This is a genomic window from Azospirillum brasilense (assembly GCF_005222205.1).
Taxonomy (GTDB): Bacteria; Pseudomonadota; Alphaproteobacteria; order Azospirillales; family Azospirillaceae; genus Azospirillum; species Azospirillum brasilense_G.
On the sequence record NZ_CP032347.1, the window covers coordinates 264,551 to 285,513 of the forward strand.

The 20,963-nt window shown below is 69.2% G+C and carries 19 protein-coding genes; 11 read left to right on the forward strand and 8 right to left on the reverse strand.

Annotation, left to right across the window (positions count from 1 at the left end; all coding sequences use genetic code 11):
• Positions 1-201: 201 nt before the first annotated feature.
• The 3 genes from D3869_RS23410 (at position 202) to D3869_RS23420 (ending at position 2,626) form a co-directional block, all read left to right on the forward strand.
• Positions 202-1,890, forward strand: coding sequence for a methyl-accepting chemotaxis protein (locus tag D3869_RS23410; RefSeq protein ID WP_247895997.1), 1,689 nt, complete (start codon positions 202-204; stop codon positions 1,888-1,890).
• 16 nt (positions 1,891-1,906) lie between these two features.
• Positions 1,907-2,251 (forward strand): hypothetical protein, encoded by a 345-nt coding sequence (locus D3869_RS23415; protein ID WP_137142217.1) that lies wholly within the window; start codon positions 1,907-1,909, stop codon positions 2,249-2,251.
• 78 nt (positions 2,252-2,329) lie between these two features.
• On the forward strand, positions 2,330-2,626 hold the full coding sequence (locus D3869_RS23420) for a DUF1289 domain-containing protein (protein WP_137142218.1): 297 nt from the start codon (positions 2,330-2,332) through the stop codon (positions 2,624-2,626).
• A 7-nt stretch (positions 2,627-2,633) separates the two neighbouring features.
• On the opposite strand, the gene D3869_RS23425 is transcribed toward D3869_RS23420, so the two are convergent.
• A complete protein-coding gene (locus tag D3869_RS23425; protein ID WP_014242488.1) occupies positions 2,634-2,816 on the reverse strand; it encodes a hypothetical protein in 183 nt (60 codons plus the stop codon).
• Between the two features lie 266 nt (positions 2,817-3,082).
• Between D3869_RS23425 and D3869_RS23430 the strand changes: the two genes are divergently transcribed.
• The 6 genes from D3869_RS23430 (at position 3,083) to D3869_RS23455 (ending at position 7,634) form a co-directional block, all read left to right on the forward strand.
• Entirely contained in the window at positions 3,083-4,039 is a 957-nt protein-coding gene (locus D3869_RS23430) for a DMT family transporter (protein WP_432613432.1), read from the forward strand.
• Between the two features lie 73 nt (positions 4,040-4,112).
• Positions 4,113-4,898 carry an SDR family oxidoreductase gene (locus D3869_RS23435; protein WP_137142219.1) on the forward strand — a complete coding sequence of 262 codons (786 nt, stop codon included), beginning with the start codon at positions 4,113-4,115 and terminating at the stop codon, positions 4,896-4,898.
• A 10-nt stretch (positions 4,899-4,908) separates the two neighbouring features.
• Positions 4,909-6,537: an alpha-amylase family glycosyl hydrolase gene (locus D3869_RS23440; protein WP_137142220.1), complete on the forward strand. Its 1,629-nt coding sequence runs from the start codon at positions 4,909-4,911 to the stop codon at positions 6,535-6,537.
• Positions 6,534-6,830, forward strand: a complete 297-nt coding sequence (locus tag D3869_RS23445; protein ID WP_137142221.1) for a GNAT family N-acetyltransferase — start codon at positions 6,534-6,536, stop codon at positions 6,828-6,830. Before D3869_RS23440 ends, D3869_RS23445 begins: the two co-directional genes overlap by 4 nt.
• Before the next feature lie 10 nt (positions 6,831-6,840).
• Positions 6,841-7,365, forward strand: a complete 525-nt coding sequence (locus D3869_RS23450; protein WP_175426584.1) for a DUF3108 domain-containing protein — start codon at positions 6,841-6,843, stop codon at positions 7,363-7,365.
• On the forward strand, positions 7,362-7,634 hold the full coding sequence (locus tag D3869_RS23455) for a hypothetical protein (RefSeq protein WP_137142223.1): 273 nt from the start codon (positions 7,362-7,364) through the stop codon (positions 7,632-7,634). The genes D3869_RS23450 and D3869_RS23455 overlap by 4 nt, the downstream gene beginning before the upstream one ends.
• 28 nt (positions 7,635-7,662) lie before the next feature.
• On the opposite strand, the gene D3869_RS23460 is transcribed toward D3869_RS23455, so the two are convergent.
• The 5 genes from D3869_RS23460 to lldP form a co-directional block, all read right to left on the reverse strand.
• Positions 7,663-8,322: a LutC/YkgG family protein gene (locus D3869_RS23460; RefSeq protein ID WP_137142224.1), complete on the reverse strand. Its 660-nt coding sequence runs from the start codon at positions 8,320-8,322 to the stop codon at positions 7,663-7,665.
• Positions 8,315-9,739, reverse strand: a complete 1,425-nt coding sequence (locus tag D3869_RS23465) for a LutB/LldF family L-lactate oxidation iron-sulfur protein (RefSeq protein ID WP_137142225.1) — start codon at positions 9,737-9,739, stop codon at positions 8,315-8,317. The genes D3869_RS23460 and D3869_RS23465 overlap by 8 nt, the downstream gene beginning before the upstream one ends.
• Entirely contained in the window at positions 9,732-10,502 is a 771-nt protein-coding gene (locus D3869_RS23470) for a (Fe-S)-binding protein (protein WP_137142226.1), read from the reverse strand. Before D3869_RS23470 ends, D3869_RS23465 begins: the two co-directional genes overlap by 8 nt.
• A gap of 20 nt (positions 10,503-10,522) precedes the next feature.
• Complete coding sequence (locus D3869_RS23475) at positions 10,523-13,396, reverse strand: FAD-binding and (Fe-S)-binding domain-containing protein (RefSeq protein ID WP_137142227.1); 2,874 nt, start codon at positions 13,394-13,396, stop codon at positions 10,523-10,525.
• A 345-nt stretch (positions 13,397-13,741) separates the two neighbouring features.
• A complete protein-coding gene (gene lldP / locus D3869_RS23480) occupies positions 13,742-15,430 on the reverse strand; it encodes an L-lactate permease (RefSeq protein ID WP_137142228.1) in 1,689 nt (562 codons plus the stop codon).
• A gap of 412 nt (positions 15,431-15,842) precedes the next feature.
• Here lldP and D3869_RS23485 point away from each other — a divergent pair, with 412 nt between their 5' ends.
• Both D3869_RS23485 and D3869_RS23490 read left to right on the forward strand, forming a co-directional pair.
• On the forward strand, positions 15,843-16,610 hold the full coding sequence (locus D3869_RS23485) for an FCD domain-containing protein (protein WP_035679639.1): 768 nt from the start codon (positions 15,843-15,845) through the stop codon (positions 16,608-16,610).
• Positions 16,611-16,691: 81 nt separating this feature from the next.
• Complete coding sequence (locus tag D3869_RS23490) at positions 16,692-17,495, forward strand: cytochrome c oxidase assembly protein (protein WP_137142229.1); 804 nt, start codon at positions 16,692-16,694, stop codon at positions 17,493-17,495.
• 5 nt (positions 17,496-17,500) lie between these two features.
• Here D3869_RS23490 and D3869_RS23495 read toward each other — a convergent pair whose 3' ends face one another.
• Both D3869_RS23495 and clpB read right to left on the reverse strand, forming a co-directional pair.
• Complete coding sequence (locus D3869_RS23495; protein ID WP_137142230.1) at positions 17,501-18,094, reverse strand: class I SAM-dependent methyltransferase; 594 nt, start codon at positions 18,092-18,094, stop codon at positions 17,501-17,503.
• Between the two features lie 145 nt (positions 18,095-18,239).
• Positions 18,240-20,912, reverse strand: a complete 2,673-nt coding sequence (clpB, locus tag D3869_RS23500) for an ATP-dependent chaperone ClpB (RefSeq protein ID WP_137142231.1) — start codon at positions 20,910-20,912, stop codon at positions 18,240-18,242.
• Between the last annotated feature and the right edge of the window lie 51 nt (positions 20,913-20,963).

The window sequence follows — 20,963 nt, forward strand, 5'->3', positions numbered from 1 at the left end:
TTCATATATATTTGAATCACTCTAAAAAGGCAGGCGTCACCCTGTCGTAGGCAGGGCAGGGCAGGGCAGGGCAGGGCAGGGCAGGGCATGGTGCGGTGCGGAACGATTTGTTAAGAGCCTCTGACGCTTTTATGCCGCTGTGGTTCGTTGGGGTGCGGACCGCTCGGATTCGATGGGCATCATTGGGCGTGGGGGTTCGCCATGGGATTGCTGGCGGGGGTCGGCTCGCTGTCGCTTTCGGGCAAGACGGTGTCGCTGTGTGTCGGTGGGTTGGTCGTGTTGGCGGGCGCCACCTTTGCGGTCAACGAAACATTGCTGAGCCGCTATGCGGAGCGCATGGCGGTCGAGCGGCAGGAAACGAACATGCGCGTCGCCTGGGACGTGCTGAACCAGTATGGCCGTGACATCAGCGTCCGCGACGGCACGCTTTATGCCGGCGACCGGGCTCTGAACGGCTTCTTCGAGCCGGTGGACCGGGTGAAGGCGCTGGTCGGCGGCACCGCCACGCTGTTCATGGGCGACACGCGGGTCACCACCAACGTCCAGAAGCCGGACGGCGGGCGCGCCGTCGGCACCACGCTGGCCAAGGGGCCGGTCTATGACGCCGTGCTGGTCCGTGGCGAGCCGTACCGCGGGCAGGCCGACATCCTGGGCGTTCCCTTCTACACCGCCTACGACCCGATCAAGGACCGCTCGGGCAAGGTGGTCGGCGTGCTCTATGTCGGCGTGCCGAGGGCGGAGTTCTTCGCCCCGATCCGCGACACCCAGACGATGATCGGCGGGCTGGGCGCCGTGGTGACGCTCCTGGTCGCCGGCGCCAGCCTGCTGCTGTCGCGGCGCATCTTCCGCCCGCTGACCGCCATGCGCGGCGCCATGGAGCAACTGGCGACGGGGACCCTGTCGGTCGAGGTCCCGGCGCTGGGCCGCAAGGACGAGATCGGGGGCATGGCCCAGGCACTCAGCGTCTTCAAGGAGAACGCGCAGCGGGTCGCCCGGCTCGACGCCGCCCAGGCGGAGGAGCGCGCCCGCGCCGAGCGGGACCGCCGCGACGCGCTGGAGGCGGTCGCCCGCAACTTTGAAGGCACGATGCTGAGCGTCGTCGAGACGCTGAGCGCCACCACGGCCCAACTCGAATCCAACGCCCAGCGCCTGCATGGCATCGCCGAGAACAGCAGCGGGCAGGCCGCCGCGGTCAGCGGCGCCGCGGGCGAGGCCAGCGACGATGTGCGGACCGTGGCCGGCGCCACCGAGGAACTGACGGCGTCCATCGTCGAGGTGTCCCGCCAGATCGACGAGTCCTCCCGCATGGTCCGCAACGCGGTGGAGGAGGTGGAGCGCACCAACCACACGGTCGAGGGCCTTGCCGCCGCCGCCGGCAAGATCGGGGAGGTGGTGACGCTGATCCAGAGCATCGCCGCGCAGACCAACCTGCTGGCGCTGAACGCGACCATCGAGGCGGCGCGGGCGGGGGAGGCCGGCAAGGGCTTCGCCGTCGTCGCCAACGAGGTGAAGGGGCTCGCCAACCAGACCGCCAGGGCGACCGAGGACATCGCCCAGCAGGTCGCGGAGATCCAGGCGGTGACCGGCAGCGCGGTGACGGCCATCGGCGGCATCGGGCGCACGGTGGTCGCGGTCAACGATCTTGTCGGCCGCATCGCCGGGGCCGCCGACCGCCAGAACGCCACCACCGGCGCGATCGCCCGCAGCGTCCAGAGCGCCGCCGATCGCACGTTGGAGGTGACCCACAGCGTCCGCGACGTGTCGGCCTCCGCGCACGAGACCGGCACCATGGCGTCGGAGGTGCGCTCCGCCGCCGCCGACCTCGGTCGGCAGGCGCTGGCCCTGCGCGAGCAGGCCGGGGCCTTCCTGCGGCAGATCCGCTCGGCCTGAACGGAGGAGACGGCCCGTGTTCCGCAACCCGCGTTCGCTGCTGTTCGTGTTCTTCTTCGCGTCGCTGGCGGCCCTGCTGGTCTTCAGCGGCGACCCGCCGGACGGCGGGCGGACCGACGCGAACCGGGATTTCCTGGCGGCCTGCGAGGCCAGCCCCTTCGCCGCACAGAACACCGGCTCCACCGAGGCGGCGGTGCGGGTGTGCTCCTGCATCCTGTCCTGGCACCGCAAGGAGGGCGAGGCCACGGGCCGGCCGCTTCCCGCCGCGCTCTATGGCGGGGAGGGGACTGCGGGTGCCGCTGCGGCGGCGGTGGACGAGCGGGCGCGGGCCTCCTGCCTGTCCGGGCGCGTGGCGCCCTGAGCAATTTTTGAGAATCGCCCGCAGGACAGGGCGGCCGGGGCTTTTCCTTCGGCCCTGCCGCTCCCATCCTATGGCGCCATGAGCACGCACGACACCCGCAATCCCTGCACCAAGCTCTGCCGCTTCGACGCGGCGGACCGCTGCATGGGCTGCTTCCGCACCCGCGCGGAGGTGAAGCACTGGAAACGCCTGCCGGACGAGACGAAGGTGGCGATCAACGCCCGCATCGCCGCGCGTGGCGGCACCGTCTCAAAGAAGGACGGCAAGCAGGCGAGGAAGCTCGACAAGAAAATCCGCAAGCTGGAGGCGAGGCTCGCCGCCCTGCGCGCCCGCCGGTCGGAACTGGAGGGGCCGGTCGTCAAGGCGGCGGAGTAACTATCCCTCACCCGATCCCGGCATGCCGTTCCACATACAGCAGCAGGGCGGGATAATAGTGCTTCTGTGAAGCCGTCAGCTCCTGGCAGTAACGGCGGGCCATGCCGTTGGACAGCCAAGCATCAAGCTCGCCGCTCTCGCGCTTCTGGGCGATGACGCGGTCGATCTTGTCCATGATCTTGTGGATCACGTCCGTTCCTTTTCGGGTGTTGATTTGCCGTGGGAGGGTGCGGGCGCCGCAGTGGGCGGCGTCGATTGCCCTTTCAATATGGACCATGGGACAGAGGTGAGCTGCGCATTATGGGCATGCCTGCGTACCGCATTGCACAAAAGTGTGCTCGGGCCGGCGAGCCTGCGCGCGGGTCTGCCTTTCGCAGGCGTTCGTTGACCGGCCTCCCGGCGCCGTCCCATTCTGCTCGCTGAAGGAAGAATGAACGGGGGAGGACATGCGGTGGGATGGCGGCGGACCGCCGCGCCGCCGCAGCCATCATCATGACCGCCATCGCGATCAACGAACGTCGCGCCGAACTGGACGGCGCCGCCTCCGCCACGCTGGTCCTGCTCTGCCTGCTCTGGGGGCTGCAGCAGGTCGCCATCAAGGTCGCCATGACCGGATTCTCGCCGGTGCTCCAGGGCGGGCTGCGCTCGCTGGGGGCGCTGGCGCTGCTGTGGGGCTGGGCGGCGCTGCGCGGCATGCGCCTGTTCGAGCGGGATGGGACCCTTTGGCTGGGCATGCTGGCCGGGCTGCTGTTCGCCGGGGAGTTCCTCCTGGTCTATGCCGGGCTGTCCTTCACCACGGTGTCGCGCAGCATCCTGTTCCTTTACACGGCACCTTTCCTGGTGTCGGTGGGCGCGCATTTGCTGCTGCCGGGGGAGCGGATGCGCGGCGTCCAGGCGGCCGGGTTGGCCTGCGCCTTCGTCGGGGTGGCGGTCGCCTTCGCCGACGGGCTGCGCCTGCCGACCAACCGCGAGATGATCGGCGACCTGATGGTGCTGGCCGCGGCGGTGCTGTGGGCGGCCACCACCCTGGTCATCAAGGGCAGCAAGCTGGTCCGCGCCAGCTCGACCAAGGTGCTGTTCTACCAGCTCGCCGTCTCCGGGGCGGCGATGCCGCTGGCCTCGCTTCTGATGGGCGAGGCGGGGGTGACCGCGCCCGGCCCGCTGGCGCTGGCCTGCCTCGCCTTCCAGATCGTGGTGGTGGCCTTCGCCTCCTACCTCGCCTGGTTCTGGCTGGTTGCCCGCTATCCGGCGGCCCGCCTGTCGGCCTTCACCTTCCTGACGCCGCTGTTCGGCGTGCTGTCCGGCGCGCTTCTGCTGGGCGAGCGGGTCAGCGTGAGCCTCGCCGCGGCGATGCTGCTGGTCTGCGCCGGCATCTGGCTGGTCAACCGCCGCGCGCCCGCCGCAAGCGCGTAGAAAGACGGGAACCGCCCCGGCCCCCGCCGGTTGGCTCTGCTGTCCCAGCACAAGCAGCGGAGCCGGTTTCATCATGGATTTGAACGGAAAAGTCGCCCTCATCACCGGGGCCGGGTCGGGTATCGGCAAGGCGTCGGCCACCCTGTTCGCCAGCGCCGGGGCGAGCGTCGGCGTGCTCAGCCGCACCGAGGACGAGATCCGCAAGACGGCGGAGGAGATCACCGCGGCGGGCGGCAAGGCCATCCCCCTGGTTGCCGACGTTGCCGACAGCGAGGCGGTGAAGCGGGCGGTGGAGCGGCTGGTCCAAGAGTACGGCCGGCTCGACATCGTCTTCGCCAACGCCGGGATCAACGGCGTCTGGGCGCCGATCGACGAGCTGACGCCGGAGGAATGGGACCGCACCATCAACATCAATCTGCGCGGCACCTACCTGACGCTGCACCACGCGGTGCCGCATCTGAAGAAGGCGGGCGGCGGGTCGGTGCTGGTGACCGCCTCGATCAACGGCACGCGGGTCTTCAGCAACGCCGGAGCCACCGCCTACTCCTGCACCAAGGCGGCGCAGGTCGCCATGGTCCAGATGCTGGCGCTGGAGCTGGCCAAGCACCGCATCCGCGTCAACGCCATCTGCCCGGGGATGATCGACACCGCGATCCAGGACAACACCCAGGCGCGCAACACCGCGGAGGCCGAGGAGGCCGCCGAGTATCCCGACGGCGAGATCCCGCTGACCCGCGGCAAGCCGGGCAGCAGCGCCGACGTGGCGGAACTGGCGCTGTTCCTGGCGTCGGACCGGTCGAAGCACATCACCGGCACGCCCGTCTGGATCGACGGCGCCGAGTCGCTGCTGATCGGCTGAGGACCCGCCCATGGTGGACGGCTTCACGGCGGACGGCTTCGCGTGGTGGCAGAGCGGGGTGATCTATCAGGTCTACCCGCGCTCCTTCCAGGATTCGAACGGCGACGGGGTGGGGGACCTGCCGGGCATCCTGGCCCGGCTCGACCATCTCCAGGCGCTCGGGGTGGACGCGCTGTGGGTGTCCCCGATCTACCCGTCGCCGATGGCCGATTTCGGCTACGACGTGTCGGATTACACGGGCATCCACCCGCTGTTCGGGACGATGGAGGATTTCGACCGGCTGCTGGCGGAGCTGCACCACCGGGGCATGAAGCTGATCCTGGATTTCGTGCCCAACCACAGCTCCGACCGGCACCCGTGGTTCCAGGCCAGCCGCTCGTCCCGCACTGACCCGAAGCGCGATTGGTACATCTGGCGCGACCCGGCTCCGGACGGCGGCCCCCCCAACAACTGGCTGTCGGAGTTCGGCGGCGGCGCCTGGGAATGGGACGCGGCGACCGGCCAGTACTATTACCACGCCTATCTGAAGGAGCAGCCGGACCTCAACTGGCGGAACCCGGCGCTGCGCGAGGCCATGCTGGACGCGCTGCGCGTCTGGCTCGACCGCGGGGTGGACGGGTTCCGGGTCGACGCCATCCACCACCTGATCAAGGACGGGCAATTCCGCAACAACCCGCCGAACCCCGGCTGGCGGGAGGGCATGTCGCCGGTCCATCGGCTGATCCGCCTCCACACGGTCGACCAGCCGGAGGTGCACGACGCCATCGCCGCCATGCGCCGCGTGGCGGATGAATACGGTCCCGACCGGCTGCTGATCGGCGAAGCCTACCTGCCCATCGACCAGCTCATGGCCTATTACGGCGCCGACCTGACGGGCTTCCAGCTTCCCTTCAACTTCCATCTGCTGTCCACCCCGTGGGAGGCCAAGGCGCTGGCCGCGCTGATACGCACCTACGAGGCCGCCCTGCCGCACGGCGGCTGGCCGAACTGGGTGCTCGGCAACCACGACCGCTCCCGCGTGGCGAGTCGGTTGGGGCGGGGCCAGGCGCGGGTGGCGGCCATGCTGCTGCTGACCCTGCGCGGCACGCCGACGCTCTACCAGGGCGACGAGATCGGGATGACCGATGGGACCATCCCGCCCGACCGCGTGCAGGACCCGTGGGAGAAGAACATCCCCGGCCTCGGGCTGGGCCGCGATCCGGTGCGCACGCCGATCCCCTGGGACGGCGGCCCGCAAGGCGGTTTCACGACCGGCGAGCCCTGGCTGCCGCTCGGTCCCGACCACGACCGGGTGAACGTGGCGGCGCAGGCGGCCGACCCGTCCTCCATGCTGGCGCTGCACCGCGCCTTGCTGGCGCTGCGGCGGGCGGAAGCGGCCTTGTCGGTCGGGCGCTACGAGCCGGTGTCGGCGGAGAACGACGTCCTGGTCTACGAGCGCCGCCATGGAACCGGCCGCTTCCGCATCCTGCTGAACCTGTCGGCGGCGGAGCGGATGGTGGACGCGGTGCCCGAGGCTGCCCATATCCGGCTGTCCACCCATCTCGACCGCAGTGGGGAGCCGGTGTCCGGCGCCCTGCGCCTGCGGCCCGACGAGGGGGTGGTGATCGGTTTCGATGAACTGGGAAAGGGTGGGGAATGAGCGGGGATGTGAAGAACAACGCGGCCAGGAACCGGTACGAGCTGACCGTGGGCGACGCCACCGCGGTGGTGGAGTACGAAAAGCGCGACGGGGCCATCGTCTTCACCCACACGGAGGTTCCGGAGAGCATGGCCGGGCAGGGCGTCGGCTCCGCGCTGGCGCGCGGCGCGCTGGAGGACGCGCGCTCCAGCGGGCAGAAGGTTGTGCCGGTCTGCCCCTTCGTGGCCAAATACATCCAGCGCCACCCGGAGTACCAGGATCTGGTCGCCGCGGAGGGCGGACCATCGACGTGAGGCGATCGCCGTGACGCGGATTCTCCTGGCCGCCGGCCTCCTGACACTTCTGCCGGCGGCGGGATCGGCCGCGACGCTGGAACTGGACTTCGCCGCCTATGGCGGCGGCGTCTCCCTGGCGCGCGGCAGCGTCGTGCTGACCGAGGAGGCGGAGGGAACCGCCAGCCGTTACCGGGCGGCCCTGGAGGCGGAGGCGGTGCCCTGGCTCGGCCTCTTCACCAATTTCCGCTACCACGCCGAGTCCGCCGGACGGCTGGAGGCCGGCGCCGCCCAGCCCGACCGCTTCCGCGGCGAGCGGCGCCTGCGCCGCAAGCAGGACATCATGACCCTGTCCTTCGGCCCCGACGGGGTGGATGTGACGGCCGACCCGCCGCTCAGCCCCGACAAGGCGGCGCGGGTGCCGCCGGACAGCCGGCGGGGCAGCATCGATCCGTTGAGCGCCGGGGCGGCGGTGATCCTCACCGCCAGCCGGGCGGGGGCTGTGGCGGACGCTACCCCGTCTATGACGGGCGCCGCCGCTACGACATCATCATGACGCCGCAGGGCAAGGGCGACCTGCCGTCCTCGCGCTACCGCATCGCCACGGGCACTGCGGAGGTCTGCGCGGTCACCGTCCGCCCGGTGGCCGGGTTCCAGGGCGACCGCGATCGCGACCGCTTCTTCGCCGAAGGGGTGGAGCGCAGGGCGACCGTGTGGTTCGCCCGCGCGCCGGAGAGCGGGCGCGTCGTCCCGGTGACGGTGGAGGTGCCGACCGACACGATGACGGTGCTGGTCCACACCGTCGGCGTGAAGGCCGGCCTCTGACCTCCCGACTCTGTCAGCGCCGACGCCGTCAGCGGATGACCACCACCACCAGCCGCTTCGGCCCGTGGACGCCGTAGGCCAGCGTCTGCTCGATGTCCGCCGTCTTCGACGGGCCGGAGATCAGCAGGGCGTTGGTCGGCATGCCGTCGGCCCAGCGGTTCTCGGTCATCGCCTGCCAGAAGGTGTCGTACAGCGCGTCGGCGCGCAGCAGCGCCAGATGCATGTGCGGCACCAGCGACATCAGCCGCGGCTCCTCCGGCGTCGGCCAGACGATCAGGCTGCCGGTGTCGGTGATGGCCCCCAGCGTCGTGGTGATGCCGGCGTCGATGCCGTCGAACAGCCGCTCCTTGAAGGTCTCGACCCGATCGGCGTAGGGGATCAGGTCCGGCCCGCCCTCCGTCCACTCGGCGGACAGGCGCGCCCCGGCCTCGGTCGCCGGGCCGAACAGCAGATTGCGGGTGCCCTGCGCCTTGAGGAAGGCCTGGACGTCGGCGGGCCAGCCGGCCTCGGTCGTCTCCAGGAACTCCGTGTGCACGGCCTCCATCATGCGCTTGATGCGCTCCATCCGTTCCGCGCCGTCCCAGCGCTTGTTGCGCAGGACGGCGAAATCGGATTCCGGCGGGGTCAGCGGGTGGGCGTCGCGCCCGGCGCGCAGCTTGCCCAGGATCGCGTTTCTGGACTCAGACATCGGGAATCCCCTTCTCGCGGGCGAGAGCGTGGAGCGTGCGGTTGGCGAAGCGCGGCTTGGACCGCACGTTCGTCCACTCCTTCAGCAGCGGCAGGCTGGCCGGGGCGGCATTGCCCAGCTTGGCCAGAAGCGCCGTCGCGAACTGGTAGGCGAGCGGCGAGGCGTAGGTCATCGACCAGCCCTTCCACACCATCGCCTCGGCCTTGCTGGCGTGCGAGCCGGCTCCCTTCACCGCGTCGCCGGGGTGAACGGCCTCCGACCGCAGGCGGCCCATGATCTCGACGATGGGGATCTTGACCGGGCAGATCTCGACGCAGGCGTTGCACATGGTGCAGGCGTGCGGTAGCTCGCCCCGCTTCTCCAGCCCTTCCACCTGCGGCATCAGGATCGAGCCGATCGGGCCGGGGTAGGGCGCCTGATAGGCGTGGCCGCCGACCTTGGTGTAGACCGGGCAATGGTTCATGCAGGCGCCGCAGCGGATGCAGCGCAGCGTGTTGCGCAGCTCCTCGTCGGCGTAGATGCCCGACCGCCCGTTGTCGAGGATCACCAGATGGATCTCGTTCGGGCCGTCCTTCTCCCCCTCCTTGCGGGGGCTGGAGATCATGTTGACGTAGGTGGTGATCGGCTGGGCGGTGGCGGACCGGGTCAGCAGGCTGATGACCGGCGGCACGTCCTCCAGCTTCTCAACGACCTTTTCCAGGCCCATGACGGCGATGTGGACGGGCGGCACCGTGGTGCTCATGCGCCCGTTGCCCTCGTTCTCCACCAAGCAGAGCGTGCCCGTCTCCGCCACCGCCATGTTGACGCCGGAGATGCCGACGTCGGCGGTCGCGAACTTCTTGCGCAGGACGCGGCGGGCGAGGTCGGTGAGCTGGGCCACGTCCTCGGTGTATTCCGCCTCCTTGATCTTCTGCTTGAACAGATGGGCGATCTGTTTGGTGTTCATGTGGATCGCCGGCATGATGATGTGCGAGGGCATCGCTTCATCAAGCTGGACGATGTATTCGCCGAGGTCGCTTTCCAGGCTCTCGATGCCGTGCTTTTCCAGGAAGGCGTTGAGATGCATCTCCTCCGAGACCATCGACTTGCCCTTGACCACCAGCTTCGCGTTCACGCGCTGCATGATGGACAGGACGATGGCGTTGGCCTCGTCGGTGGTGGACGCCCAATGAACCTGGATGCCGTTGCGGGTGCAGTTGGCTTCCAGCTTCTCCAGCAGTTCGGGCAGCTTGGACAGGGCGCGCAGGCGGACCGAGGCGCCGAGCGTCCGCACCCCGTTCCACTCGGCGGTGTCGGCGAACTGCACCGCGCGCTTGGACATCAGCCCGTCCATGGCCCGGCGGAAGTTGCCGCGGAGCTGCTGGTCCTGGAGCGCGGCGCTGGAGGCCTTCGCGAAGTTGATGCTCGTCTCACCCATGGGTGCGCTCCTTCAGGAACTGGGCGATGTGGACGCCGCGGACCGGCTTCTTCCCGCCCTCCAGCGCGCCGGAGATGTTCATCAGGCAGCCGCAGTCGCCGGACACCACGGCCTTGGCCCCGGTGTTCTCGATGTCCGCCACCTTGTCGCCGACCATCGCTGCGGAAATCTCCGGATGGCGCACCGCGAAGGTGCCGCCGAAGCCGCAGCATTCCTTCTCCCGCTGCAACTCGACCAGCTCGACGTTGGCGAGCTGGCGCAGCAGGGTCTTCGGCTCGTCGGTCACGCCCATTTCGCGCTGGGCGTGGCAGGAGGCGTGCCACGTGATCTTCACCGGCGGCCCCTGGTCCTCGAACTTGACCTTGAGAACCTGGACGAGGAACTGGGTCAGCTCCCACACGCGGGACGCCACCTGACGGGCGCGGGCCTCGTCCGGCTCGCCCTTGAACAGGTCGGGCCAATGCTTGCTCATCATGCCGGCGCAGGAGCCTGACGGCACGACGATGGGCCAGTCGCCGGGAAAATAGTCGAGCTGCGCGCGCGCGACCTTCAGCGCCTCCTCCCGGTAACCGGAGTTGTAGGCGGGCTGGCCGCAGCAGCTCTGCCCCTGCGGGAAGACGACGCGGACGCCCTGCGCCTTCAGCAGCTCCATGCCGGCCATGCCGGCTTCCGGATAGAACAGGTCGACCAGACAGGTGCCGAAGAAATAGACGCTTTCGGGCCGCTCGATGGCGGGCCGGCTTATGGTGCCGTCGTGGCTCATGGTTTTTCCTCCCTCCCGCCTCAGAACGCGGGTTCCGACGCGCGCGTGGAAGCCGTGGCGGGAGCCTTCGGCGTCGAGCAGGCATCGACCAGATAGACGATGGAACGGTACGGCAGGCCGGAGTGGTCGGACAGGCCGATCTCGCAGGTCCGGCTGTTCGAATAGCCGGCCTTGGCCCCGGCGGGGATGTCCTTGGACAGGTGGCGCAGGGCGTGGGCGTTCAGCTCCGGCGTGGTGAAGCCCTTGTCGCCGGCGAAGCCGCAGCAGCCGACATCCTCCGGCACCACCACCTGGGTGGCGCAGGCGGCGGCCACCGCCTTCATCTTGGCCTCCAGCCCCATGCGGCGGGTCGAGCAGGTCAGGTGCAGCACCACCGGCTCCGTCTGCTTAGTGAAATTCAGACGATCCAGCAGATGGTCGTGGATGAACTCCACCAGATCCAGGACCTGCAGCCCGGCGTCCTTCAAATGCTTCTTCAGCCGGAAGGAGCAGGGGCTGGTGTCGAGGACCACCGGGGCCGTGCCGTTGGCGCTGGCTGCCCAGATGGCGCGGACCATCTCCTCCGCCTTGGCGTCGGCCTGGGCGGCGAGGCCCTTGCTTTCCAGCGGCATGCCGCAGCACAGCGAGGCCAACTGCTCCGGATAGGCGACGCGGTAGCCGGCCTTCTGGAACAGCGCCTCCACCTTCACCGGCAGCGGGGTCTTCTCCGGATCGTTGGCGGCGGGACCCATGCTGCGGCTGGTGCAGCTCGGCACATAGACCACGGTCGGCGCGTCGGCGGATGCCTTGGCCTGAGGCAGCGGCGTGAAGTTGGTCGGGGTGGGCAGGGCGCGCGGCAGGTGCGGCAGGCGCTGGCCGGTGACGTTCCGCAACCCCTCGAACAGCGAATTCGCCGTGTCGTTGCCCAACGTCCGCTTGGCCAGATCGGCGAGCTTCAGGCCGGCGCGGGCGACGCTCAGCGCCCCGGCGGTGTGGTCGGCGACGTAGCTGCCGAACCCCTGGGCGACCGCCCCGCGACGGTCGCCGCGGATCGCCTTGATGAGCAGACCCGTCTCGATCCCCACCGGGCAGGCGGTGGAACAGAGGCCGCAGGCCGCGCAGGTGTCGATGCCCTGGTAGTCGTAGGCGTCGTGCAAGGCGCCGAGCCGCGCCGCGTCCGCCCCTGTGGACTCAAGACGCGAAATCTCGCGCCAGCCGACGATGCGCTGGCGGGGCGAGAGCGTCATCTTGTGCGACGGGCAGGTCGGCTCGCAGAAGCCGCACTCGATGCAGGTGTCCACCAGAGGGTGGGCGGGCGGCATCGCCTTCAGGTTCTTGAGATGCGCCTCCGGGTCGTCGTTCAGGATGACGCCGGGGTTCAGCAGGCCCTGCGGGTCGAGCAGCGCCTTGATCTCCTTCATCAGGCCATAGGCCTGCGGACCCCACTCCATCTCCACGAAGGGGGCCATGTTGCGGCCCGTGCCATGCTCCGCCTTCAGCGACCCGTCATACTTGCGCACCACCTGATCGCACACCGCGTCCATGAAGCGGCGGTAGCGGTCCACCTCCTCGTCGGTGTCGAAGGCCTGGGTGAAGACGAAGTGCAGGTTCCCTTCCAGCGCGTGGCCGAAGATGATCGCCTCGGTGTAGCCGAACTCCAGGAACATGGCCTGAAGCTCGACCGTCGCCTCGGCCAGCCGGTCGAGCGGGTAGGCCACGTCCTCGATGATGACCGTGGTGCCGACCTTGCGCATGGCGCCGACCGCCGGGAACAGGCCCTTGCGGATCTTCCAGTAGCTTTCGCCCAGCTTGGCGTCTGTGGTGAAGGTCGGCGGGAACAGGGTGTGGGTGTTGGCGATCACCGCGCTGACCGCGGCGATGTTGGCGTCCAGCGCCGCCGCGTCCTCGCCGCGGATCTCCACCAGCAGGGCGGAGGCGTCCGGCCCCAGCCCGCCGATGAAGTCCGGCATGCCCGGCTTGCCCTCGACCGAGCGCAGCGAGGCGCGGTCCATCAGCTCCACCGCCGAGACCGGCGTCGGCTTCATCAGCGCGACGGCGCGGCAGGCCTCCCCGATGTCCGGGTACATCAGCAGGGCGTTCGCCTTGTGGGCGTGCTCCGGCACCGTGTTGTAGGTGATCTCGGACAGGAAGCCGAGCGTGCCCTCCGACCCGATCATCAGGTGCTGGAGGATCTCGACCGGGTCCTCGAAGTCCACCAGGGCGTTCAGGCTGTAGCCGGTGGTGTTCTTGATGCGGAACTTGTTGCGGATGCGCTCCGCCAGCGTGTCGTCGGCGCGGGTGCGGGCGGCCAGATCGGACAGGCCGGCCAGCAGGGCGCCGTGGCTGACCGCGAAGGCGTCGCGGCTGGCGGCGTCGCCGGTGTCCAGCAGCGTGCCGTCGGCCAGCACCAGCCGCATGGAGGCCAGCGTGCGGTAGCTGTTCTGGGCGGTGCCGCAGCACATGCCGCTGGCGTTGTTGGCCGCGATGCCGCCGATCTTGGCGGTGGCGATGGAGGCCGGGTCCGGCCCGATCTTGCGTCCAAAGGGCGCCAGCTTGCGGTTCGCCTCCGCCCCGATGACGCCGGGCTGGAGGGTCACCGTCGCGGCACCCGGCGGAATGGTGCAGCCGCGCCAGCTGTCGCCCAACAGGACCAGGACGGAATCGGTGACCGCCTGGCCCGACAGGCTGGTGCCGGCGGCCCGGAAGGTCACCGGGGTCTTCAGCTCCCGGCAGAGGTTGAGCAGCCGCACCACCTCGCCCTCGGCCTCGACGATCGCGACGATCTTCGGGATCAGGCGGTAGAAGCTGCCGTCGGTCCCGTAGGCCAGCGTGCGCAGCGGGTCGGTGACGAGGCGCTCGTCCGGCATGAACTCCCGGAGGGCCGCGTGCAGGCGGTCATAGGGCGCGGGCAGCATCGGTTCTCGGGGCCTCCGGATCTGGGACCGCGCGACGACTCCTCCGTGATCGCCGGTCCGGGTTGCGGGTGCTGGGGCGGCTTTTGTTTCCGCCCGTCAGACGGACGGCTTGTTGGGTGCCACAGTCAGTCAGTCGGATAATCGATTTGCTGGGTGGCCGCAATGGTAAAATGAATTGACCAAACGCAGCGCTGTGATGCTGCAATGCATAAAAAATGAGGCGGACAAAGAAAGCGGCGCCTCCCGACCGGATGGAAGGCCGAGCGGCGCCGTAGGGAATAAAGCTCGGCAGTGGATGACGCCCCTTCTCCCCGGGGGGAGGAGAAGGGGTTCGGACGTCGACGCTTACGGGATCATCCAGGGCAGGATGTAGGCCTGGATCATGGTGATGACGCCGATGATCGCGACGAAGAACAGGCTGTGCTTCACGGTGAAGCGGAACAGCTCGGACTCGCGGCCCACCAGACCCACCGCGGCGCAGGCCACGGCGATCGACTGCGGGGAGATCATCTTGCCGGTGACGCCGCCGGTCGTGTTGGCCGCGACCATCAGCACGTCGGACACGCCCACCTGCTGCGCCGTGGTGGCCTGCAGGCCGCAGAACAGCGCGTTGCTCGACGTGTCGGAGCCGGTCAGGAACACGCCCAGCCAGCCCAGGATCGGCGAGAAGAACGGGAACAGGAAGCCCGTGCCGGCCAGCAGAAGCGCCAGGGTCGAGGACAGGCCCGAGTAGTTGGCGATGAAGGCGAAGGCCAGGACCATGCCGATCGAGTAGATCGGGCGCTTCAACTCGCTGACCGTCTCGACGAAGGTCTTCACGCCGTCGGCCGGGCGCATCTTCAGCATGACCATCGTGATGATCGCGGAGATCAGGATGGCCGTGCCGGTGGCGGCCAGCAGGTCCAGCTTGTAGACGGCGTCGATGGGCTTGGGCGAGGCGACGATCGGGGCGGCCTTCAGCACCAGCTTGTCCAGCCCGGCGATCGGGAAGTACAGCACCGTGTCGGCCAGCGCGCCGCCCTTGGCGAACAGGGCCTTGAAGGGCTTCAGGCTCCAGATCGTGACGACCACGGTCAGGATCAGGAAGGGCGACCAGGCCTTGGCGATCTCACCGGCGCTGTAGCCGCGCTGGGCGTTGAACTCGCTCGACGCCATGGCGCCGACCGACTGCGGCACCGGACCGGCGGGCAGCGGGGAATTGGCGAAGCGGAAGATCGCCTTGGGCTTCCAGAACTTCAGGAAGACGGTGATGCTGACGAGGCTGACCAGGGCGGAGGTGATGTCCGGCAGCTCCGGCCCGATGAAGTTGGCGGTGAAGTACTGGGTGACGGCGAAGGTGCCGCCGGCGACCAGGATGGCGGGCCAGGTCTCGCGCACGCCCTTCCAGCCGTCCATGATCATGATGATCCAGAAGGGCACGAAGACGGACAGCAGCGGAAGCTGGCGGCCGGCCATGGCGCCGATCCGGAACGGGTCGAGCGAGGTGACCTGACCGGCGACGATGATCGGAATGCCCATGGCGCCGAAGGCCACCGGGGCGGTGTTGGCGATCAGGCAGAGACCGGCGGCGTAGAGCGGGTTGAAGCCCAGACCGACCAGCAGCGCCGCGGTGATGGCGACCGGCGCGCCGAAGCCCGCCGCACCTTCCAGGAAGGCGCCGAAGGAGAAGCCGACCATCAGCATCTGAAGCCGCTGGTCCTCGGTGATCGACACCACCGACGAGCGGATGATCTCGAACTGACCGGTCTTGACCGTGATCTTGTAGAGGAACACGGCGGCCACGATGATCCAGGCGATGGGCCACAGGCCGTAGAGGAAGCCGTATCCGGCGGACGCCAGCGCCATGCTGACCGGCATCTTGTAGAACAGGATGGCGACGGCCAGCGAGATGGCGACGGTGATGGTGCCCGCGATGTGGCCCTTCATGCGCAGGACGGTCAGCGCGATGAAGAAGAAGATGATCGGCAACGCGGCCACAAGTGCCGAAAGCCAAAGGTTACCCGCGGGATCGTAGACTTGTGTCCAGGGCTGCATGTTTCCTACCTATGCCGCAGATTCTCGGTTCTGCGCTTTGGCCAGCGACCATGAGTGGAGCCCGGATCCGCGCGTCTTATCCGGACGCGCGCCGCCTGTCATCCCAGGGCCGGTCAGCCATGGGGATCAGTTTTTTCTTGGGTTGGGCTCCGGTCAAAAGATATGACCAAAGGCTCAGAACGGATACATTGGGTCGCAATGGTTGGCAATAGGGAAAATTCAATTTACCGTCGGCGTGGGCAGAGACTTTTTCTTGCCCATGGTATTACCACCTGACCCCTTCGGTGGCGGCCGGTCGTTAAACGGTGTCGCTGGGCTCGCTGGGGCTGGACGTGCGAAGGCCGTGACGATATCTAACCTCCGGGATCGGGTGGGACTTCTGCGGATGCAGGGCAAGGGGCAAGGCAAGGGAATGATCAAGCCGGCCAAGTTGGCGGACGCCATCGCTGACCACCTGGAGACGCTGATCCGGGAAGGCGTGCTGCGTCCGGGGGAGAAGCTGCTGCCGGAACGGGATCTGGCGCTCAAGCTGGACGTCTCGCGCCCGTCGCTGCGCGACGCCCTGGAGAAGCTGGAGGAGCGGGGGCTGCTCGTCTCCGGGCGAAACGGCACGCACATCGCGCAGTTCTTGGCGCCCATCGCCGCACCGCTGGCGGCGCTGCTGCAATCCGATCCGGACGCGCCCTTCCATTACCTGGAGTTCCGCACCTCCATCGAGGCGGCAGCCGCCAAGCTGGCCGCGCAACGGGCGACCGACCTCGACCGTCAGGCGATCCGCGCCCTGGCCCAGCGCATGCGCGACGCCCATGGGAAGGATGACCCGTCGGAAGAGGCCGACGTGGACGCTCAGCTTCACCTCGCCTTCTACGAGGCGGCGCACAACACGGTGATGCTGCACATCATGGGCGCGCTGTCGGAGATGCTGCGCAACGACGTGTTCTACAACCGCGACCGGCTCTACACCCGGCCCGGCGTGCGCGACCTGCTGCTGGAGCAGCATCTGGCCATCGTCGACGCGGTGCTGGCCGGCGACGCCGAAGCCGCCCATGCGGCGGCGGAGGCGCATGTGATGTTCACGCTGCACACCCTGCGGGAAATCCGCGAGGACGACACGCGGCTGGAGGCCTCCCTGCGCCGCATCGGGCGCACCGACCTGATCGAAACCGCCGAGCGGGCCTGAGCCCCGCTCGGTCGTCCGTCATTCGGGAACCCGAGCGCCATTCTGGGTTTTACACGGCTGTAGACCAAGGGAGGTCCAGCCGTGCTCACCGAAACGCTGCCCTCGATCATTCCCTATTGCGGCGCCCCACCGGTGCCGGAAGGGTTCTGGAGCGCCTGGAACGGCGACCCGGTCCTGCTGTCCGTCTTCGCCCTGACCGCCGCGGGATACGCGGTGGTGGTGCGGCGGCACGGAGCGGGGATGGCGCGGCACCAGCCCTGGTGCTTCGCCGCGGGGTGGCTGGTGCTGTTCGCCGCCTTCGTGTCGCCGTTGTGCAGCCTGACCTCCGCCCTGTTCTCGGCGCGGGTGGTCCAGCATCTCCTGACCATCCAGGTGGCGGCGCCGCTGCTGGTCCTGTCCTGGCCGATGGGCGCGGTGCGCTGGCCGGGCTGGGCGCGGGTCGTGGCGTCGCCTTTGGCCGTTCCCGAGATCGCCTGGGGCCTGTTCGGGCTGTTCCTCTGGGTCTGGCATCTGCCGGGACCCTACATGGCGGCGCTGCGCTTCGACGCGGTGCTGTGGGTCATGCACGCCAGCCTGCTCGTCGGTGCGGTCGCGGCGTGGCGGACGGTGCTGGCCCCGGATGATGCGGCGATGCGGGGGAGGGGGCTGCTGTCGGCCTTCGGCACCTCGGTGCATCTCGCCATCCTGGCGGCGCTGCTCATCTTCGCCCCGCAGCCGCTGTTCGTCTACCATCTGGACAAGACGGCGCCCTGGGGCCTGTCCGCTCTGGCGGACCAGCAACTCGGCGGGCTCATTATGGGAGTCGTCGGCGCGGCGGTCTATGTGGCGGTCAACCTCTACGCCCTGGCGCGTTGGCTGATGGTGCCCGAGTGGCAGCGGTCGTAAGGCGGTCAGCGCGCCTCCAATCCGAGGAAGCTCCAGGACACATCGCCGCGGCCGAGCATGTCCTCCCGGTCATTCCGATGGATGCAGCGAAGGCCGACGGACTCGGCAAGCTCGATGGTTTCGGCGGCCGAAACGTCGTACATGGTCCGCCCCTCCGGCACCGGGCCATGCCGCAAGGACATGACGATCCGGCCGCTTGGGTTCAGAAGGCCGGCGATGTGCGGCATCGCAATGGCTCGCTGGGCCTGGTCGAGGTGCATCCACACCGCGGTGAGCATGATGACGTCGTAGCGCCCGCCTTGCCTCCTGACCACCGCCAGTTCCGGCAGGCTGTCGTCGACCCACCGGATCGGCTGGGCGGCGTGGATGCGCATCCCCGCGCTGCGCAGCTCCGCCGTCGGTTCGACGGCGGTCACCTCGTGGCCAAGCGCCGCCAGGGCGGCCGCATCACGCCCCGTGCCCGCGCCGATGTCCAGCACGCGGCCCGGTCGGGAGGGGAAAAGGTGAAGCACGTCGCGATGCACATCGGCGAACGCCACGCTCTCGTACTGTTCGGTGAGCGCTGTCGCGTTTTCACCGTACCCGCTCCATCCGCTCATTCCCCGGTCCTCCGCAAGGCGCACCATTGCCGGCGCAACCATCCCTCCTGCTTACCACAGAGCGCCGCACATCCATGAGGCGTTGGGGAGCGCGCAGCGAAAAACCCCGGCCCTTGCGGGCCGGGGTTCTCGTTTCGCGTCACGATCAGTGGACGGCGGCGCTGCTGCGTCCACCGCCGCTGCCCGTCAGAGCAAAGCCCAGCGGCGGGCGTTCCGGGGCCTTGAAGCCGGTGGCCCGGTCCTCCTCGACCGGCACCCCGTCCAGGGTCAGGCGGCCGTCCCGCGCCGACAGGTGCAGGGTCGAGCGCTCGTCCACCTCGCCGTCGAGCAGCCGCTCGGCGATGGGGTCCTCCACCAGATTCTGCACCGCCCGCTTCAACGGACGGGCGCCGAAGGCCGGGTCCCAGCCGAGGTCGGCAAGCCGGGCGCGGGCCGCGTCGTCGGCAGTCAGCGACAGGCCGCGCTCCGCCAGACGGTCGGCGACGCGGGCGAGCTGGATGTCCACGATGTGGGCCATCTGCTCGCGCCCCAGCCGGCGGAAGATCAGCACGTCGTCCAGCCGGTTCAGGAACTCCGGCCGGAAGGCGCGGCGCACCGCGTCCATCACCTCGACCCTAGCGCCCTCCAGGCTGTCGTCCTCGCCGAGCGCCGTCAGGGCGTCCGCCCCCAGGTTCGACGTCATGATCAGGATCGCGTGGCGGAAGTCCGCCGTGCGGCCCTGGCCATCGGTCAGCCGCCCGTCGTCGAGCGCCTGGAGCAGCACGTTCAGCACGTCCGGGTGGGCCTTCTCCACCTCGTCCAGCAGGACGACCTGATAGGGCCGGCGCCGGATCTTCTCGGCCAGCGTGCCGCCGTCGTCATACCCGACATAGCCCGGGGGCGAGCCGATCATGCGGGCGACGGAGTGCTTCTCCATATACTCCGACATGTCGACGCGGGTGACCGCGGTCTCGTCGTCGAACAGGAAGGCAGCGAGCGCCTTGGCAAGCTCCGTCTTGCCGACGCCGGTCGGGCCGAGGAACAGGAAGGAACCGGTCGGGCGGTTCGGGTCCTTCAACCCGGCCCGCGCCCGGCGCACCGCCTTGGACACGGCGCGCACCGCCTCGGCCTGACCGACGACGCGCTCGGCCAGCCGGTCCTCCATGCCCTTCAGCCGCTGCCGCTCGCTGTCCAGCATGCGGTCCACCGGGATGCCGGTCCAGCGGGTGACCACGGCGGCGATGTCCTTCGCCGTGACTTCCTCCCGCTCCGCGTTGGCGCGGGATTCGGCCTCGGCCAGACGCTTCTCCAAGTCGGGAACGACGCCGTAAGCCAGCTCGCCGGCCTTCGCCCAGTCGCCGTCGCGCTGGGCGTGCTCCAGCTTGGTGCGCGCCTGGTCCAGCTCCTCCTTCAGGCGGCGTCCTTCGGTGCGGCGGGACTGGCCGACGCGCCATTCCTCTTCCATGGCGGTCAGCTTCGCCTCGTCCACCGCGAGTTCGGACTCCAGCTTGTGCAGCCGTTCCTGGGACGCGGCGTCCGGCTCCGACTTCAGGGCCTCGCGCTCGATCTTCAGCTGGGCGACGCGGCGGCCGACGGCGTCCAGCGCCTCCGGCTTGCTGTCGATGGCCATGCGCAGGCGGCTGGCCGCCTCGTCGACGAGGTCGATGGCCTTGTCGGGCAGGCGGCGGTCGGCGATGTAGCGGGCCGAGAGCTGCACCGCCGCGACCACCGCCGCGTCAGCGATGCGCACGCCGTGGTGCACCTCGTACTTGCCCTTGATGCCGCGCAGGATCGACACGGCGTCCTCGTCGGACGGCTCGTCCACATTCACCGGCTGGAAGCGGCGGGCCAGCGCCGCGTCCTTCTCGATGTATTTGCGGTACTCGTCGGGCGTGGTGGCGCCGACGCAGCGCAGCTCGCCGCGCGCCAGCGCGGGCTTCAGCATGTTGGCGGCGTCCATCGCGCCGTCCGTCCGTCCGGCGCCGATCAGCGAGTGCAGCTCGTCGATGAACAGGATGATGCGGCCCGCCGCCTGCTGCACTTCCGACAGGACGGCCTTCAGCCGCTCTTCGAAGTCGCCGCGGAACTTGGCGCCGGCCAGCAGGGCGGTGAGGTCGAGCGCGAGGACGCGCCGGTCCTTCAGCCCCTCCGGCACGTCGCCGGAGGCCAGCCGCTGGGCCAGCCCTTCCACCACGGCGGTCTTGCCCACACCGGGCTCGCCGATCAGGACGGGGTTGTTCTTGGTGCGCCGGGCCAGGACCTGGATGGTCCGCCGGATCTCGTCGTCGCGCCCGATCACCGGGTCGAGACGGCCCTGGCGCGCTTCTTCCGTCAGGTCGCGGGCGTACTTGGCGAGCGCCTCGCCCATCTGCGAATCCTCCTGCCGGTCGGCGGGGCGGTTCTTGCTCAGCGATTCGACACCCTCGACCAGCACCGCGGGATCGACACCGGCGCGGTGGAACAGCGCTCGGGTGCTGCCGCCCTGGGCGGCCAGCGATTCGAGGAGTCGTTCGGGGGAGACGAACTTGTCGCCGGCCCCGCGCGCCGTTTCGACGGCGTTCTGGAGAACGCCGGCGAGCGCCGGGGACATGAAGATCGGGTGCGGCCCTTCGCCTTCGACGCGGGTCTGGCGGTTCAGGGTTTCCTCGGCGGCGGTCTTCAGAAGCTCGGGATCGCCACCGGCATCGCGGATCAGCTTGGCGGGCACGCCGTCGGCGTCCTCGACCAGGGCCTTCACGAGATGTTCGGGGACGAGCTGTTGGTGGCGTCCGGCGAGAGCCGCCAGTTGCGCGGCCTGGATGACGCCGCGCGCACGGTCGGTGAACAGACCGAAGTCCATCAGGCACTCCGTTCGTTATGGTTCCCGCCCTTTGCGAAGGCGCGGGAAGAC